We start from the raw sequence: 16,411 nt of genomic DNA on the forward strand, positions 1-16,411 counted from the left end.
CCCACGACTGACCGGAAGAACATTCCTATGATTTGGGAATGTCAAGGATTATCGTGCTGAGCGCACCTTGCATTCAGAATGCCAACTTCTCAGGCGTGGGCGCCGCGTCCTCGCATGAACACCCGCTCCATGTGCGCAAATAGGCGAGCATGGCGACGGCGATTTCGGCCACAACCGAGTCATCGCTGGTGTTGATCGGGATCTGGATCCTTCAGCGCATTGATCCCGATGCCCTGTTCACACAGGTCGTGCACGATGTTGAGACATTTGCGCAGGTTACCGCCGAGCCGGTCGAGAGTGACGGCGACGATGGTGTCGCCGGGGCGCGCGTAGCGCAGCAGCTCGGTGATGCCAGGGCGGTCGAGGATGGCCCCGGTCTTCTTGTCCGTGTAGATCTTCTCGGCGGGGATGCCGCACCGCCGAGGCAACGAGCGCGGAGGAAGCCGAAGGCCGCCAACCCCGAGATAATAGGCACTATGGCGGATATTTGGGCCGTTACGACTCGGTAGTGTCGGCCGAGCGACCCGCTCGCCCGCCGAAATTGGTTGGTGGTTGCGAGTACTCAGTTAAGGAGTGCAGTCATGAAGAAGATCGAAACCACAGTTCGCCCCTCCGATGAGCGCCCGAGTCCGATTTCAATCCGTCCACTGGACAAGAAAGAAACCGCTGGCATGCCCAGTAACGGGAACGGCGCCTAACGGATAGTAGTTTATAGCGTGTGATTCGTCTCCGCCGAGAATGTTTTCGGTGGAGACGAATCATTCGCCAGTAATGCCGCGCTTTGATCGCTTGACTGATTTCTGGAGGCTTGATGAACGGCCGAATCCAGGTTGTGGACATGGTGAGGCCGCGGGTCAAGCCGGAACTGAGTCCCTACGTGACGGTCGACCGCACCGTAAGAATCGGCGCCACGGTGTATGGGCTGGGGATTGAGATCGACGATCCGGACGGCACAATCAAGGCCCTGGTCGGCGCGCTCGACGGAACAAGATCGCCCGCCGAGATAATCTCGGCGGTTTCGGCTGATCATGCGGACGTATCACCGCGAGAAATAGCCGATGCGATGCAGCAATTGCTCGATGCAGGTTTGCTGGAAGATTACGGCGCTCCGGTGCCGGTGGAATTGACCGACCGGGAGCGTGATCGCTACTCTCGTAGCGTCCCGTTTTTTCGCTGGATGGATGGGGTGCCGCGTGCCAATTCGTGGGATATCCAGATCGGGTTGCGGCGGTCCCGGGTTCTGTTGATCGGTCTCGGTGGTGTGGGGGGAGCTGTTGCGCAGGGGCTCGTCGCATCGGGTGTGGGTTTCCTGCACTGTGTCGACGCGGATTTCGTCGAGGTCTCGAATCTGAATAGGCAGATTCTGTATCGGGAGGCCGACATCGGCAGGTCTAAAATCGATGCCGCAATGGAGCATTTGCGTGATCTCAATTCCGATGTGGAGATCAGCGGCGAGCAACTATGGATTGCGAGTGAGGCCGATCTCGGTGCTCTGCTCGAGCCAGGTTACGACGTGGTGGCGCTGTGCGCCGACAAGCCGCGCGTGATCCGCCGCTGGGCCAACCGGGCGTTCCACCAGGCCGGTGTGACGTGGGCGGTCGGCGGCTATCACGGCCCGATTGCTTCCGCGGGTGTGCACGGACCCGAAACCGGCGCGTGCTGGGAGTGCCTGCATGATCAGGCGGCCGACATACCGGACGTGCGTATGCCGCCGGGAATGTCCATCGAGGACCTGGATCCGCGATTGCCCTGGAATCCGGTCAACATCGTGTCGGCCGCCATCACGGGCAGTTTCGTCACACATTTTGTGCTCGCAGTCCTCACCGGCGCACCACCGATCGAGCTGGGTTTCTGCTACGAGGTTAATCTCGCAGTTCCCGGCGAATCGAATCTGGTTCGGCTCGGGCGCCGGGCGGACTGCGCGATCTGCGGGGACCGGTCGTGACCGAACCCGTGCCCGTCGTCGTGCTTCCGGAGAGCCGGGTGCGTCTGCACGACATGGCGATTCGGCAGGACGGCGATGAATGGATCACCGGCAGACTCGACACCCGCCGGTTCGTGGCGCTGCCCCGTGCAGGCGCGGTCGCGATCGAACTGTTCCGGGCCGGCCACAGCATCGATGAGGCCGCTACGCGGATGGCTCACACGGAAGGTTGCGTGTTCGATGTGCTCTCTTTCGCCCGGGATTTGGCGGCGCTCGGTTTCGTCGCCGACATCGATGGCCGTCCGGTCGCCTCTGAGCCACCGCTTCCCGCGTCGTTTCCCCGCATTCGGCCCGAACACGCCCGATTCGCACTGAGCCCGGTCTTTCCTGTCCTGTTCATTGGTTTGATGCTGGCGGCAACCGTGGCACTCGTGCTCCGACCCGGCCTGCTGCCCAGTTTCCATGAGCTGCTGTGGAGTTCGCAGGGGACTGCAGTATTGGCGCTGAGCGCGGGGGCCGGATGGTCGCTTGTGTATGTCCACGAGCTGGCTCACTTCATCACCGCCCGGGCGGCAGGCGTGCACGCTCGTATTCAACTGAGTACGCGGCTGCAGTTCCTGATTGCCGAAACCGACATCAGCGGTATCGAATTCGCCCCGCGCAGGCATCGGCTTACCGCATATCTGGCAGGTATGGCGACGAATCTGTCGGTCGCGGCGGTCGCGGTCCTGATCCAGGCGACGACGAGCCCGGCGACCACTGTGCACAGGATCCTGGCCGCGACAATGGTGATCGCGCTGATGTCGTTGCCGTTCGAGTTCATGGTCTTCATGCGCACCGACATCTATTACGTGCTGCAGGACGTCCTGGCCTGCCGCAACCTGTTCGGTGACGGCACCGCGTATGCCCGCTACCTCGGAAACCGGGTGCGACACACCATCTTCGGATCGACTACCGGGACAGTCGACCCCAGTCTCGGGTTGCCGCACCACGAACGCCGGGCGGTGCGGATCTATAGCGTCGTCCTGGTCGTCGGAACGGCGCTCTGTCTCGGCGTGATGGCCATATTCACCGTTCCCGCCGACCTGACGTTGATCTCGCGCGCGATCACCCGCATCGGCCTGGGCCAATCGCTGATCACCAACCTCGACAGCGTCGTCGTCTTGCTCATTCTCGGCAGCGTGCACACAGTGTGGGTGCTGACGTGGTGGCGACGGCACCGCGGGTGGGTCGCGTGCTTGTGCGGTCGTCGGAGACTGCGCGGCGCCGGACATACTGCTATAGGTCCATGATCTGGAGAGAGATGTACGACCGTCGCCCGGTGCTACCCGCGTGATCTAAGCGCCGTTCAACGTCGGTAATCGCCCAGTTACAGGGCAGTCGGACCGCCGCGCTTCGAGTCGATCGTCATAAGGAATGCCGACGAACGGCCAGGGCGGTCGGCGGAGGTTGTAGATCTGCCGAGTTTGCTCGCCGGGACTCGGCCCGCGGCCTTGATAGTCACCGGGTTGCCGATCGCCCGCCTCGTACGGCAGCAATCCGAAGGAGCCCGCTTGTAGGCCGAATCCACCTGCGGAGGCGTGGCTCTCGACGTTTGCCACTGTTCGAGAGCCGCGATGATCTTCGCCGCCACGGTGGCGGCGACCTTGGGGTCGAACCAGATCTCTCCGCTACCCGCCTTCCCGGCGAACTGTGCCCACTGAATCCCGATCTGGTCGACGGGGTTGTTCTTGGCCATAGCATCGCCGCCGTTCAGCACGCGCGGCTCAAGGCGATCTCAGCCGGGTCGAGGCATTCCTGATATTCCGGGCTGATGATCTCGCGCGCGACCGCGACCATGGACAACGCCGTGCTACCCGCCGCTGGAAGATTCGGCTCGCTCACGTCCGAAACGCTACATCCACCGAGGTCGCCGCTCCCCTGTTCCCAAACCTGGGAAGCGCAGCGCTCGGATCGACCGGATCCAGTCGGCGAATCTACGTATGTTCACGGATATTTCGGCCCCCGCCTCGCTCATAGCATTTGCACAGACCTCCCATAAACCGAGAATTGCGACGCAGGTTTTCCGATTATGCCAGCACACCCCGCGCTATCAACCTCCCAGCCGCCCTGCGCGGTGCGGCCGGACGACTGGAATCTCGACGTCGGTTCGAAACAAACCTGGTATACGGCCATCGACACCTGCCTCAGCTGCCCGATGCTGGATTCGTGCCGTATGTACGCAGAAACACTGACCGCACAAGGAGAGGGTCCTCGATCCACGATTTGGGCCGGGGTCGCATATAATGCGGCCGGTCGGATTATCGACGACATCGGCCTCTATCACCCACCGTCGAGGACGAAGCCCGGCATACTCCGGATCGTGCGCACCACCGCGGCGAACTCGAACCTGTCGACATCAGATCCCCCGCAGGCTGTCCGCAGGCATCTCGTGATCGGTCGCCGGCAACCCCACGTCGACCTCGCGTAGTCCGCACCAGTCGACCAACTAACCAAACCGAATCCGCGCCCGCAACAAGGGATCTCCACATGACGGCGGATGTTGACGCGGCATTCGGTGTCGCCGCTTCCCGGCCGCCTTCACCGCGACTGGCGGCTACGGCACCGTTCACGCCGTCGCCTCCGGCTACAGCGCGGCCATGACCGTCGCCGTCATGGCGGCCGCACTCGCGACTTCGTCGGAGAGGACTCTGTCGTACTCACCCCAATCCTTCTGGCTGTCACCGGCTGTGGGAACACCTCGCGCAACATCAAGCGCAGCCGTTCGGCGTCGGCGCGCGCGGCAGGCTGCGATGTTCGCAGTCGATGAGACCGGTGACTGGAAGAAGGGAAATCCATACGGTCAGCGTCTTTCTCCGGACACGACATACGAACATAGGCACTATGGCGGATATTCGGTCGGCCCCGGCACGGTTACGCTCTGCGAGGTTCCTGGGCGTCTATCTGCACCACCAACGACCGCGGGTAGCCGCGCGGCTTGTGGTCACCGCGATTCCGATCGCCCCGTCAACTGTAGGAGAGCACCATCTTGATCGAGTCCGCCGTGCAACGAGCCGTCGAGAACATGATCGCGAATGCGCCTGCGGGATGGACGGAAGCCGTATCGGAATGCAATGCAATGAACAACTCCATGAGCGCGGCCTTGGTGTCCTATACGGTGGGCGGTCGATCGGTGCCATTCGTGAGTAGAGACTCATGGAACGCCTCATGGATTATGCAGAAAGATATGCGGGCAATTGCGGCGGAGTTGAAGAAATCTGCCGACTGGGACACAGCAACGATCGCACTTACTTGCGACACGACTGGCGAATACCGATTGGTCGCGGTGCGGCACGGTGTCAAGCGAACCCTCGGCTCATCACCTGGATATCTGGCGACAATTGACCCCACGTATGAAATGCCGTGGCCCGGCGACGGGCAGGACGCTGGGGCATCCGATGCACAAGGCGATCCCGAGCTCGCAGTAGCACGGTTCCACGAGTATCTGCAGAGCCGTGCGACGATCTTGGGGCGGCCCGATCAACTACGACCGCCGGTATCGGCAGCGGCGCTCGCGGCCGCCGAGCGCCGCATCGGTCAACCGCTACCCGCTGACCTGCGGGCGTTGTACTTGATCGCCGACGGCGAAATGGACACCAACACAGGGAGTTTGTTCGGTGGCAAAGCGTGGATGCCGCTCGGAATGGTTGTCGCGACTCTCGAGGAGGAGAGAGACCTATACGCGACCATGACAAAGCAATTCGGCTGGGATCTGGCCTGGGATTGGGTCATTCTCGATGCCCAACCGCCAGAAACTGTTCGACGCTGTGGAGGCCATCCTGGGTGGATACCGATCGGTACCGACCTGACCGGCAACTACATGGCGGTGGACGTGGCTCCGGCCCGTCACGGTCACCCTGGCCAGATCATCCTCACTGGTGGCGATTATTCCGACGGCCCAGTCTATGTCGCCGATTCGGTAACCTCGTTGCTGGGCCACTATCTGACTGCGCTCGAACTGGAACAGTTCGAGATATACCGATCCGGTGACGCGATCTCCATCTCGGCCCCTGACTACGGGATGGGTCCCAGGCTGCTCATAGGCGGAACCGAGATCCTCGACGATGTCACACCGACCCTTCAGCTGGTCACCCTCAGCGGCTCGAGCCTGATCGATCTGGCCCCGCTGGCTGCCGCACCGAACCTGCGGCGCCTACATGTGTGGTGCCCCGTTCGAGACCTCGCTCCGATTCAGCATCTGCCTATTGAATCGCTGCACATCAAGTTGGCCAATGCGGATCTCGGCGATCTCGACGGACATCGCGCCCTCACGTCCTTGGCCGTGGAGACCACGGCCTTTGTCGATATCACCCCGCTACGCACCGTCTCGACCCTTCGCAGCTTGGATCTCTCGAAGGCCGAGATCCGGGACTTGAGCGTATTGGCTGATCTGCCGGAACTACGCTACTTGGCTCTCCGGCCATATCAGTGGGAAATCCTCCTGGACCAAGGAAAACTTCCCGCCACTCTCGCCGCCGCTCGGCTGATCGACGACTCCCCGTCTCTGGATAAAACCGTGGCATGGTCACAGCGCCTAGGCATCCCGGCGAGTGAGGTATTCCGCCTTTCCGGCCAGCTCAGGTGACCGAGCTTGTACCAATCCAACAACACCCCAGTCGAAGTCGATAACCGGGCCGATCCGCGCACAAATCACATGCGGTTGGTTCTGGCGCTGGTTTCGGTCAGCCAGTTCATGGTCATCCTCGACGCGTCCATCGTGAACATCGCGTTGGCGACGATCCAACACGATCTAGGCTTCACCGCCACCGGTTTGGCCTGGGTGGTGGACGGCTACCTGATCACCGTCGCCGGATTCATGTTGCTGGCCGGCCGGGCCACCGATCTGTTCGGCGAACGTCGGATGCTGGTCGGCGGGTTGGCTTTGTTCACTGCATCGAGTCTGACCGGTGGTCTGGCGGGTGCGCCGCAGATACTGGTGGCAGCCCGCGTAGCACAGGGCGTGGGTGCGGCGATGATGGCACCGGCGACGTTGACGGTGGTCAACACCAGGTTCACCGAAAAGCGTACGCGGGCGAGGGCTTTCGGTGTCTGGTCTGCTGCGGGTGGCGTGGGCGGGATGATGGGCGCGCTCGCGGGCGGAGTCATCACTACCGGCCTCTCGTGGCGGTGGGTCTTCCTGATCAACGTGCCGATCGGCGCGGTTCTGATCGCACTGGCGTCAATTACATTGTCCAACAAGCAAACCCGCCGGAGCGAATCGCTCGACCTCAGCGGTGCGATCACGGCAACGGCAGGGCTGGCCGCCCTGATATACGGAGTGATGCAAACCACCGATCACGTCTGGACGTCGCCCCGGGTACTCGGTCCGATCGGAGCGGGGCTCCTGCTGCTCGCGGTCTTTGCCGTGGCAGAGGCGCGCTTTGCAGCCGAGCCGCTGATGCCCTTGCAGCTCTTCCGAATCCGGCGAGTAACCGTCGGAGTCGGCATGCTGACGCTGCTCGGCGGAATTTCCATCGCGATGTGGTGTTTCACGCCGCTGTTCCTGCAGAACGTGCTGGGCTACAACTCACTTCACGCCGGACTCGGGCAAACACCGGCCGCGATGACCTTCCTAATTGTCGCGCGAGCGGCTGCGACGCTGCTACCGCGAACAGGGCCGCGCCCGCTGGTGCTGACCGGATGTGGTTGTCTCCTGACCGGTTTCGGCTGGCTCGCCCAAGCCGACACCGCTAGCGGCTACCTCTTCGGCGTGCTCGGTCCGACGTTGCTCGTCGCGGTCGGCATCGGGCTGACCTTTCCAACGCTCATGGCTACGGCAACGGTCGATGCCCTCGACAGCGACACCGGGATTGTCAGCAGCCTCGCAACCACCGGCAATCAAGTGGGCGGCTCGATCGGCCTGGCTGCACTCTCCGCTGTAGCCGGGGCCAAAGTGGCGCGGGAAGCGGTAAACTCCCTTTCCGCCGTCGCTGCTGGTTATGATTTGGTCTTCTTGCTGGCGGCCGGGCTCGCCTGCGCCATTGCCGTTGCGAGCGTGTTACTGCCGCCCAATCAACGGAATCGACCGCTTACTCGCTGAGAGCTGTTGCCTGTACTACAGAGCGGGGCCGAACATTTACGTGGGCGGGCCTGCGCCGCAGGCGATCTCGATTCATACAATCGATCGTCTGGTGGCTCGAACACTACCGGCCCTATCCCCCCTACCAGATCACCGAGCAATCCGCCCACATATTCGCGATTAGTCGGGCGTATTACGAGCTCTGCCCGGCCAAGCCGATCGCCACTTGGACCCGCGACTGCAGATTCAGCTTCGTCAGAATGCTGGAGACGTGTGACTGCACAGTGCGCGGGGACAGGAACATCCTGGTCGCGATATCGGAATTCGACCGTCCCTGCGCAATCAGCGCGACGACCTTCCTCTCGGTTGGCGTCAGCGCATCCCAGCCCGTCTTGGGCCGGTTGCGGGGCCCGCGGCGACCGCGCCGTATCCCGAAATCGCGTAGACGTGCCTCGGCCCGCGCAATGTCCCATTCGGCCTCGAAGCGGGTGTACAGTTCGATCGCTCTTTCCAGTGCCGACCGAGCCTCGTCCAGTCGGCCATTGCTCGCGAGCAAGACGGCGAGGTTTTCGTTCGCCTGTCCTTCATACCAAGGCCGACCGGCACACCGGAATGACTCTACGGCCTCGGCTACAAGTTCGATGCTGCTCTCGGCCAGCCCACGGCACAACGCCGCAGTCGCGTGGCGACTGTGTGTGAAGTAACGCGCTTCCAGCGCTTCCGCAGCGGCGGTGACCTTGCTGGCAATATCGAGCCTGTTGGTCATAACTGCCAGCCGCGCCAGATCCGGATACAGCGGATACACCGCGACGGAAGCCGCCGGTTCGGCGAGTTCATCGCAGATGTCCGACGCCGCTTCCAGCGCCTGATCCGGACGGCCTTGGGCCTCGCACACCAGCGCATGGACCCAGGGACGCAGATGGCGAGAATTGCGACTGCCCAGCCGGTCGTCTGGTGTAGGGAGCGACTCGGGAGCACCGATGAAGGTGCCACGGCGCACTGCAACGAGAGCGACAAAGCACTCGGTGGCTGCGGCATATCCGAAGATGTCCGGTCCGTCCTGGCAGATTCGGACATCGGCGAGGGCGTCGTCCCAGCGGCCTTCCAAGTAGTGCATGCGCGCCAAATCCAGCCGAATGGACCCGAGATACATCCCGGAGGTGCTTTCGCTCAATCGAATTGCCAGTGTGAACGTCTTCTCTGCCGCCGCGTACTGGTCGAGCTCGGTCAGGCACCGACCGCTCAGCGAGTACGGGTCGATGTTGGAAAGTCGCCGGCGGCCACTGTGTTCGTAGCTTCGAACCAGCCGATCGCCGAGTTCCTGCGCTTCACCGAGAAATCCCTGGTGATACCGCAGTAGGCCAAGCGCAAAGGCACCCAGTCCCCACGCGATGGGCTCCGCGCAGGCTTCACCAGTCGAAATCGCCAATGCCGACGCGTCTTCGACGATATCTCGGCGCCTGAGAAGCAGATAGGACAAGGCGCGGAACCCGTGATACTGGCCCTGTTGTAACGGCGTGAGGCCAGGCCGGGCAAGGACGGATTCGGCGACAGCGACGGCAGCGGCCACGTTTCCTTGGGCGAAGCACGCGTGAGCCAACAGCCAGTGGAGCTGATTGCTGGCCGCTGGTTCCTGACCTGCCGAGGCGGCATCGTCCGACAATGTCCGCCGCGCTACTACCTCTGCCTTGCCAGGATTTCCGCTCCACAACAGCGCCCTGACATGCCACAGTCGCAGCACATCGCAGCGTGCGGTGTCCAGCGTCGGAGACCCGATGGCCTGATCGAGCAGACCTACTGCCAGCTCAGGAGCGCGAACCGTCAGTCTCTCCGCAACTTCGATCAGCCAGTCCAAACTGCCACTATCCAGCGGCGCATCGCCTGCCAGCAGATAGGTCGCGACGCGCTCGACCGGCGCCTCCATCGACATCAAGACACGCGCCGCCCGCAACTGCAGCGTCGTGCGTGTCGACGGCGGGAGTTGATCGGCCAGAACTTGGCGGATCAGATCGTGCCGGAATACCAAGTCCGAACCGGCACGAACCAGGATTCCCGCCTCGACCGCCACACTGATGACGTTCCACACGTCGATGAGTGCCGCTCCAAGCACCGACGACAGCTCGATCGCCTCGACACCTGGCCCCAAGGCCGCCGCCATAGGCAGAACCTGCCGTGACTGCGCAGGTAGATAATCCAGCCTGCGCACAATCACATCGGTCAGCGATTCAGGCAGCCGGATTTCACCAGGTCCTTTTGCCTTGAATGTCGCTGGGTCGGGTCTGATCTCGCCGAGTTCGATCAAGCCGGCCTGCATCAATCCAGCCACCAGTTCGATGACGTACAGCGGATTTCCGGCAGCACCCGAGACGGCGGCGGACAACCGCGGTCCGGCGGGCAAGCCGAGGGAGTCTTCCACTAACGCGGCCACTTCCGCATCGTTCATCGGACCGAGCCGCAGCTGCTCTGCACCCCACGACTCGAATTGACCGAGCACGCATGACAGACTCTTATCGCGCGGTAACGGCCGAAGCGCGAGAACTATCGAAAGTGAAAGCTCACCAACGGATTCGCCTAGGCGCTGCAACGTCAGCAGACTCGACGGATCGGCCCATTGCACATCATCCAAGATCAACACTGTGGGCCCCGACCTGCAACTGTCCTTGAAGGCCGTAACCAAGGACTCGACCATCGCCATCTCTTGACCGATCGCCACGCTGTCGGGGTTCATGTCCGGTCGTACAGTTACCGGGGGGCGCTCGCCTGAAGCCGCTGCGATGGCGCTCAGAGTGGCGAACGGTACGCGCTGTTCGAGCTCTTTGGCTTCGCCGCGAAGAACTCTCACACCGCGCGCGGTCGCCACTCGCGTGGCCGCCGCCAGCAGCGCGGTCTTGCCGATGCCTGGTTCGCCTTCGAGAATGACAATCCCGCCACGCCCTGTCGTCGTTCTTCGCATCCACCGGTCGATCCGGTCGAGTTCCTCCTTGCGACCGATCAGCTGGCCGATCAGTCCGTGCTTGCGAGTGGATTCGGGAGACACACCAACGTCGGACTGTCCCACTGGTTCGACCTGCGACGCGGTCTCGAAGTGCATTTCCATCATGTCTACTGCCTGGGAATCGAGAGGCCAATCAGCTTCTTGTGGGCAAAATGGGCCCGCCCGTGGGCAACCCCTGACCTGTCCGCGACCTGTCGAGAACATGACGGTCACGTGAATGCAATGGGTGGAGAGGACATTTCGACCAGATCCCCTACCTCACCGACATCGGCTGCCTCCCCTCTTCCCGCTCGGTTCATTCTGGTTCGCGATCACAACCTCCGAGCGGCACTTACAACGCCGAGCTTCGCGCTCGAACGGAATCGCAGCGGGCCGGGCAAGCGTCCAAGTGTCTCGCACTGACATCGATGGCGCTGCGACACCATTGTGACTTCTATGCCAAATCGGAAAGGACCTGGTTCATTTCTGATCCTGCTGGAGGTATGCTGATCTACCAGTAGGTCAGATTCTCATCAGTACTCGCCCGATAGTCAAGGGGTAACCGACGATGACGCCACGCCCCGTGAGCGGCGACAGCAGCACCCGGTCGCACATCCTCGACGCAGCCGAACGACTCGTGCAGAGTCGCGGGTTCAACGGATTCAGTTACGCGGACATCGCCGCCGAACTGTCGATCTCCAAACCCGCTCTGCACTATCACTTTCCAGGCAAGGCGGGACTCGGCCTGGCACTCATCCGACGGTACGAGCACCGCTTCTTCGAGGCACTGTCGGCCGTCGACGAGCAGAGCGCTCCTCAGCGGCTCGAATACTATGCGAGCCTGTATATCGGCGTCCTGCGCGAACAACGAATGTGCTTGTGCGGCATGCTCGCTGCCGAATACACGACGTTGTCCGATCCGATGCAGAGGTCGGTGGTCCATTTCTTCGACCGAAACGAAGCATGGCTCTCCGAAGTTCTGACACAGGGCAGGAGAGAAGGCACGCTCACCTTCGCCGGATCGCCGCACCAGAGGGCGCACGTCATCATTGGCTCTCTTGAAGGAGCGATGCTCGTCTCCCGACTATACGGCAATCTCGACATTCTGCAGACGACAGCGACCCATCTGCTGATGGGACTCGCACCCGTCACTGCGGGTGAAATCACCAGCTCCACAATGTGATTCGTGACGCTCGAGTTCCTTGGCGACGACACGACAGCACCGCGTGTTTCATCCCGGTCCCAATGATGGGCGCCCGGTCGTCACTCGGCCGGAGCCTCCCGCAGGGCCGAAACTGATACGTTGACGGCCAAGTCGCATCCGCCGATCCAGTGGCGTCGATCGGCGCACCACCCGCGTTGTCGTACAGCCGGATTCCCGCACCGAGCAGGACCGGTGCTATGTACAAATCCGATTCATCGGCCAGACCCAGTTCGAGTTGAACCCGCGACTCTGCACGAGCCGTTCGGCTGCGTCGAGGATGTGCTGTTGTCTCTGTTCGAGGGGCGTGGCGTCATGGTCGATCAACTCCTTGACTATCGGGCGAGCACCGACCAGAATCTGACCTACTAGAAAGTCAGTGCTCTCCCGGCGATCGAAACGAAATGCAGGTTTTCAGTCTCGCGGACCAAGCGGCGGCCCACCGACCCCGCATTGATGTCTGTGTAAGGCGTGCGAATGGGCCGGCTGTCGAGAGTGATCCCGACACTGCGCGAGGCGCCGTTGGTCCGGGTGCTGTCAGGTGTTCGTTCATGCGCGAACCCGCTCATATGAGGAGGAAGTGGGTGAGGCAGCAGACGTCGGTGGAGTAGCAGTGCGGACGCACGTCTCGAGCATTCTGGCGAAGCTGAACCTGCAGTCGCGGGTTCAGGTGGCGATTGGTCTGACTCGTCAGAGTTCTTGATGACCAATGTCGAAAGTGATTTGGCCCATTCCCACCCGGTCACAAATGGGCCAATCAGCGTCAGCCGGATGATCGGGAAACTATCAAGTCCGGTTCGTCGGGAGGCCGCGCGGAAAGCGTCAACACCATGTTCTCCACACCGTTCAACCGGCGCTGGCGCTTACGCACGATCTGCGGCTCGAAACTCCCGCCCCGATCACGTGGCACGTCGATCTCCACCGGCCCGACATCGGTCACCACCGTCTTAGACCGAGTTCCGTTGCGGGAGTTACCCGTTCCGCGACCCGCCGCGTCGCTATGGCCATAGCCGAGATGGTCGGTGATCTCGCCATCGAGAGCGGATTCGACCACCATTTTGGTCAGCTGCCGCAGCAGACCGCCCTCACCGGTCAGCTGCAGCCCGCTCGCGCGGGCTTGGGCCACCAGCTGGCCAAGGGCCACGTCGAGGTCCACCACATCGGCGATTACCTCTGGTATTGCGAACTCGATTTGCGTCCTTCGGCTGCCGACCGTCATGTATCTCACGACCAGCTCCGCCACCGCCGGACTGACCGCAACGATCATGTCGCCAAATCGGCACCAGCGCGGTCAACAGCAACCCAGCGCCGCCGTCAAGCCGGCCCATGCGGGCATGCCCAATCGAATCCCCAGCAGTGGAACCGAAACGCATACAAGCACTCCGGGCATGGTGCGCCGCAATGGGAGTCCTGTAGTCAACCAATTGTCCTGCCGCTGTTGAACATCCAGAGCCTAGCTCCCGCTCACGACACACACCTCAAACAACCGTCCTCACGTGCCAGAGCTCTGGAAAAAGCGTGACGTCCACAACCTTCCGCAGATAGGTCACGCCGCTCGTTCCGCCGGTCCCCCGCTTGAAACCGATGATGCGTTCGACTGTCGTCACGTGACGGAAGCGCCATTGCCGCAACATATCCTCGAGGTCGACGAGTTGCTCGGCCATCGCATACAGCTCCCAGTGTTTCTGCGGCTTGCGATACACCTCGATCCACGCATCTTCAACCGTTTGGTCGTGCTGCGTCGGCTGCGCCCAATCTCGCTCGAGCCGCGCGGGCGCAATCGGAAATCCGCGCCGAGCGAGCAGGCGGATCACTTCGTCGTACAACGACGGCGCGTCGAGCATCGCGCGCACTTGCGCGAGGACCTCCGGCCTGTCCGCATGCGGACGGAGCAGGTGTGAGTTCTTGTTGCCGAGCAGAAATTCGAGCTGCCGATACTGATAGGACTGGAATCCAGACGACTGCGCGAGATACGGCCGTATCGCCGAGTACTCCGACGGCGTCAGCGTGGCGAGCACGTTCCACGCCTGGACGAGCTGCTCGAAGATCCGCGCCACCCGAGCGAGCACCTTCAACGCGGGTGACAGCTCGTCGCGATGGATCGCCTCGAGTGCCACACGAAGCTCGTGAAGTACAAGCTTCATCCACAGCTCGGTCGTCTGATGCTGGATGATGAACAGCAGCTCGTTGGGATCCGGCGACAGCGGTTGCTGTGCGCTCAGGATCGCCCCGAGAGACAGATAGTCGCCGTAGCTCATCGCATTCGGAAAATCGAGTGTCGCGTTGTCGGCGCCGACGGGCTGGTCGGCGCCGCTTGGCATGCGCGGCGTTCCGTATCTGGTGTGCTCGCCCGAGGACGGGCAGCTCACCGATGCGCCGTCGCCGCGCGGTCGCATCCGGGCAGAATTCACGATCGTGTCCTCCATGAATCAAACTGCGAATGATCGAAATTCGAGTGCACCGCCCGCCGGTGACGCGAGCGCACACACCCAGCCGTAGGCCAAAGTGCTCGTCGGACGCGAAATGCCCTGTGCCAGACGGTGATCGCCACAGTCCCAGGAACAACCCATTTCCCCGTATTCAAAGCCAAATGCGATGGCAATTTCAGGGTCGCCCGACCTGTCGGCGTCGATACGCTTCATTGTTCGAGTGGGCCGACGCGAGCTCGGGAAATTTTCGCCTCGATCGAATTCTGTTGTAGCGCAATCAAACGCTAGGAGCATGCCTGGAAGCTCAACCCCTACGCGGTCGCCGAAGTTGCCTGGGCACCGCTCGGGTGCGAGATCTCGCAAGCAGCCGAGGCCTCCTTTCTCACCTATCGGCGTCACCGAGACTAGGAAAACCGGAATGGTGAGACATCCGCCATACTGCGGAACGCAGGAACGTAGCCAGGCAACCGGCAGCGACACAGCCCGGTCCGACGGGCGAACTCGGCGACGCCGTCGCGCTGCCACTGGTCGGACGAAAGTCCAGCGCCGCCGTGTAGTAACGACGCAGCGTGGCTTCGTCCACCGTCTCCCACAGAGCAACCTCACGGCAGATCTCCTCGAGCGCCACATCGCGTGGCGTGAGCAGGTCGCGATGGACCGCGTGAACGATCTCGAGATGACGGTCCAGGAAGACCGCCGCGCGGCGACAACCGCGAACACGAACGGCAAACCCGTCCAGTCATGCCACATTCGGCCGAGATCGTAGACATAACGGCCTCGGCGGGCCGCTTCACCGGCCGCACTCGAGGCGACATCGCCGATGATCACTGCTCCCGTGGCGACCCGCACCATCGCCTCCACGTCCGGCGAACATGTCACATACCGGCATCGGACACCGACGGCTTCACGCAGCAAGAGTTGCGCCAACTGCACGGACGTACGGCTGGTACTTCCGAGCGCGGCCGTCGCACCGTCCAGATCCTCCACCGGCACTGTGCTGATGATCAGACACGAAATCACCGGCCCGTTGCAGCCCACTGCAATGCCCGAGAACGCGGTCAGATCGTCGGCATGCCAGAGGAACTCGAATGCGCTGATCGGACCGATGTCGAGTCGATCGGTCGCGAGCGCGCCGCTGAGCCACTCCGGCGACGCAACCGTCAGAACTCTCCGATGCTCCGCGGCCCGATAAGGATCTCCCGTCGTGTAGCGAGTGCTTTGTCATGTCACGGACCGACGTATGAGCCGTTCGATGTCAGCAACGAAGGGTGCACGCCTGATCGTAGGCCGCCGCAACCACACCAGGGCATTGCCAGACCCGGGAACACCGGACTGAAACCGCTACACGAGGGGTGCCCCGCGTTACGCCACTGCGCTCCCAAGCGGTCTCGCGAATCCGCGCAGCCCGAAATTTCCGCATTTGTGCGCATGTCTTTTCGCCCCGCGTGGCCGACCATACGGAGGTGCGGTGGAGAGCGGGCAGTTTTCCATTTGTTCACATCTGACGGGAGTTGACGCTGAATCACTCAGGGCTGCGAAGCGAAAGGCTGCAGAGCGTGGCGTATCGGCTGGCTGTCGACCTGGATGACGTGGCACGGTTGCTAAGGAGCACTTCGCAGTGGCCGAGACGTTGTCGGGTTCGTTATCTCTTCCCAACCTCGCAACCCAGGAGCGACAGCCGACCGCCTCCCCACGCCGGGGCCCGCGAAACCGAAACCCTGCTCGAGGCCGCCGGTTACACCGAAATCAGAACCGAGACACTCGACCTCGAACCACCCGTGGTCTGCATCCACGCCAGCAATCCGGCCGCAGCCACCTAGATGGT

General features: G+C 62.4%; 12 protein-coding genes and 1 pseudogene. 5 read left to right on the plus strand and 8 right to left on the minus strand.

Going from position 1 to position 16,411, the window contains the following annotated elements:
- Positions 1 to 179: 179 nt before the first annotated feature.
- Complete coding sequence (locus OHQ90_RS26020; RefSeq protein ID WP_328401762.1) at positions 180 to 428, minus strand: recombinase family protein; 249 nt, start codon at positions 426 to 428, stop codon at positions 180 to 182.
- Between the two features lie 410 nt (positions 429 to 838).
- Between OHQ90_RS26020 and OHQ90_RS26025 the strand changes: the two genes are divergently transcribed.
- Positions 839 to 1,945: a HesA/MoeB/ThiF family protein gene (locus OHQ90_RS26025; protein ID WP_328401764.1), complete on the plus strand. Its 1,107-nt coding sequence runs from the start codon at positions 839 to 841 to the stop codon at positions 1,943 to 1,945.
- Complete coding sequence (locus tag OHQ90_RS26030; RefSeq protein ID WP_328401766.1) at positions 1,942 to 3,216, plus strand: hypothetical protein; 1,275 nt, start codon at positions 1,942 to 1,944, stop codon at positions 3,214 to 3,216. Before OHQ90_RS26025 ends, OHQ90_RS26030 begins: the two co-directional genes overlap by 4 nt.
- 77 nt (positions 3,217 to 3,293) lie before the next feature.
- Here the strand turns inward: OHQ90_RS26030 and OHQ90_RS26035 are convergent, their stop codons facing one another.
- The 3 genes from OHQ90_RS26035 to OHQ90_RS26045 form a co-directional block, all read right to left on the minus strand.
- Positions 3,294 to 3,662: a hypothetical protein gene (locus OHQ90_RS26035; protein WP_328401768.1), complete on the minus strand. Its 369-nt coding sequence runs from the start codon at positions 3,660 to 3,662 to the stop codon at positions 3,294 to 3,296.
- 14 nt (positions 3,663 to 3,676) lie between these two features.
- Positions 3,677 to 3,808, minus strand: a complete 132-nt coding sequence (locus tag OHQ90_RS26040) for a hypothetical protein (protein WP_328401770.1) — start codon at positions 3,806 to 3,808, stop codon at positions 3,677 to 3,679.
- 1,122 nt (positions 3,809 to 4,930) lie between these two features.
- The gene (locus OHQ90_RS26045) at positions 4,931 to 5,056 is read right to left on the minus strand and encodes a hypothetical protein (protein ID WP_328413459.1); all 126 of its coding nucleotides are present in this window, start codon (positions 5,054 to 5,056) and stop codon (positions 4,931 to 4,933) included.
- A gap of 265 nt (positions 5,057 to 5,321) precedes the next feature.
- Between OHQ90_RS26045 and OHQ90_RS26050 the strand changes: the two genes are divergently transcribed.
- The gene (locus OHQ90_RS26050; RefSeq protein ID WP_328413105.1) at positions 5,322 to 6,548 is read left to right on the plus strand and encodes an SMI1/KNR4 family protein; all 1,227 of its coding nucleotides are present in this window, start codon (positions 5,322 to 5,324) and stop codon (positions 6,546 to 6,548) included.
- Positions 6,549 to 6,617: 69 nt separating this feature from the next.
- Positions 6,618 to 8,003 (plus strand): MFS transporter, encoded by a 1,386-nt coding sequence (locus OHQ90_RS26055; RefSeq protein WP_328401772.1) that lies wholly within the window; start codon positions 6,618 to 6,620, stop codon positions 8,001 to 8,003.
- A 172-nt stretch (positions 8,004 to 8,175) separates the two neighbouring features.
- Here the strand turns inward: OHQ90_RS26055 and OHQ90_RS26060 are convergent, their stop codons facing one another.
- A complete protein-coding gene (locus tag OHQ90_RS26060) occupies positions 8,176 to 11,082 on the minus strand; it encodes a helix-turn-helix transcriptional regulator (RefSeq protein WP_328401774.1) in 2,907 nt (968 codons plus the stop codon).
- 442 nt (positions 11,083 to 11,524) lie between these two features.
- On the opposite strand from OHQ90_RS26060, the gene OHQ90_RS26065 reads away from it, so the two are divergent.
- Entirely contained in the window at positions 11,525 to 12,139 is a 615-nt protein-coding gene (locus OHQ90_RS26065) for a TetR/AcrR family transcriptional regulator (protein WP_328401776.1), read from the plus strand.
- 826 nt (positions 12,140 to 12,965) lie between these two features.
- Here OHQ90_RS26065 and OHQ90_RS26070 read toward each other — a convergent pair.
- The 3 genes and pseudogenes from OHQ90_RS26070 to OHQ90_RS39555 form a co-directional block, all read right to left on the minus strand.
- Positions 12,966 to 13,376: pseudogene (locus OHQ90_RS26070) on the minus strand (transposase); the annotation flags it as partial.
- A gap of 259 nt (positions 13,377 to 13,635) precedes the next feature.
- Positions 13,636 to 14,583, minus strand: coding sequence for a tryptophan 2,3-dioxygenase (gene kynA / locus OHQ90_RS26075; protein WP_328401778.1), 948 nt, complete (start codon positions 14,581 to 14,583; stop codon positions 13,636 to 13,638).
- Positions 14,584 to 14,586: 3 nt separating this feature from the next.
- On the minus strand, positions 14,587 to 15,750 hold the full coding sequence (locus tag OHQ90_RS39555) for a menaquinone biosynthetic enzyme MqnA/MqnD family protein (RefSeq protein ID WP_442941495.1): 1,164 nt from the start codon (positions 15,748 to 15,750) through the stop codon (positions 14,587 to 14,589).
- Between the last annotated feature and the right edge of the window lie 661 nt (positions 15,751 to 16,411).

This window comes from Nocardia sp. NBC_00403, assembly GCF_036046055.1.
Taxonomy (GTDB): domain Bacteria; phylum Actinomycetota; class Actinomycetes; order Mycobacteriales; family Mycobacteriaceae; genus Nocardia.